This window comes from Gemmobacter caeni (genome assembly GCF_003054195.1).
GTDB lineage: Bacteria > Pseudomonadota > Alphaproteobacteria > Rhodobacterales > Rhodobacteraceae > Gemmobacter > Gemmobacter caeni.
This window is the reverse complement of the sequence record NZ_QBKP01000057.1, coordinates 1-1335: the sequence shown is the minus strand read 5'-3', so window position 1 is coordinate 1335 and position 1335 is coordinate 1. Positions and strand designations below refer to the sequence as shown.

2 protein-coding genes are annotated in these 1335 nt (G+C 67.0%); both read left to right on the top strand.

Annotated features, from left to right (window positions below):
• On the top strand, positions 1–932 hold a 932-nt coding region (locus C8N34_RS25610), incomplete at its 5' end, for a phage tail tip fiber protein (RefSeq protein WP_146177493.1).
• A gap of 3 nt (positions 933–935) precedes the next feature.
• Positions 936–1335 (top strand): phage tail assembly chaperone (locus tag C8N34_RS25605; RefSeq protein WP_211317748.1); only part of this gene is annotated, 400 nt, incomplete at its 3' end.

Here is a 1335-nt window from a genome sequence, read left to right as displayed (position 1 = left end):
GTCTGCAGCTGGATCTGCCCAACCTCGCCAGCGCCACCGCCGTGGATGCGCTGCGGCTGCGGGTGACCACCGCCGAGGGCAGGATCACCTCGCAGGCCGAAGCGATCACCGCGCTGGATCTGGCTCTGACCGGCAAGGCCAGCGCCTCGGCACTGGACAGCCTGTCCCTGACCGTGGGCGGGATCGGCAATGCGGTGACCGCCCAGGGCGATGCTTTGCAGGCGCTGGATGTCGCCGCTGGCAAATACTCCGCCGGGGGCCGGTTCCGCACCACGGTCGAGGCCACGCCAGAAGGGGCGACCGCCCGGATCGGCCTCTCGGTCGCCGCCGGGCCGGGCGATGACACTACGAGTGCGGCCCTGTTTCTGGAGGCAGACAGCAGCGGTGCGAGTTCGGTTCTGATCCGTGCCGACCGTTTTGCGGTGGTGAATGGCGCGGCGAAGAAGGCGCTGTTTGTCATCGAGGAGGGCGATGTCTGGCTGCGCTCTGCCATGATCAAAACCGCCTCGATCAATACGCTGATGCTGGCGGGCAATGCGGTGACCGTGCCGGTGCGGCGGTTTGCGGGCGGCTATGTGGACATCACCTCGGACGACACCTGGGTCACCGTTGCCGTGTTGCGCATCCGGCGCCGGGGCATGGCGACCGAACTCTCGTTCAGCTGCTCGATGGATGGTTACGGCAATGGCGCGGTCGAGTTTCTGGTCACGCGCGGACCAGGCAATACCCCGCTGCGCGCGGCCAGCGCCGCCGGTGCCCCGAACGGGCGCCAGTCGCAGGTCGCCTTCTCGACCGTCGATTGGGATACCGGCACCGGCATGACGGCCTATCGGATCCGGGCGCGCAAGGCGAACCCGGCCGTCACCGCAGGCTGGAACGCCGATATGCGGGTGTTTCGCCGCTATTTCTCAGCAACCCAGTTCCAGAGGTGATCCATGGTCGCTTTCATCGTCTATGACCCGGACCATAGCGCCAGCGCCAAGCCGGTGACCGAATATGGCGACTGCCCGGCCGAGGATGTGGCCGATCAGGGCGGCAGCCTGACCTCGGTCGCGGTGCCGGAAAGCCAGATGGCCACATTCCAGAATGCGGTCGCGCTGATCGAGAGCCCACTCTGGGCCGACAGCACGATCCGCACGCTGAATTTCAACCCCGCGACCGAAACCCTGTCGCTGTCGATCCTGTCGCCCAGCGGCATGTCCGAGCGCACGGTCGATGCCATCCGCACGCAGCTGCTGGCCGACAGCGACTGGACGCAGTTGGCCGATGCCCCCCTCACGCCCGCCAAACAGGCCCAATGGGCGACATATCGGCAGGAACTGCGCGATATCCCCT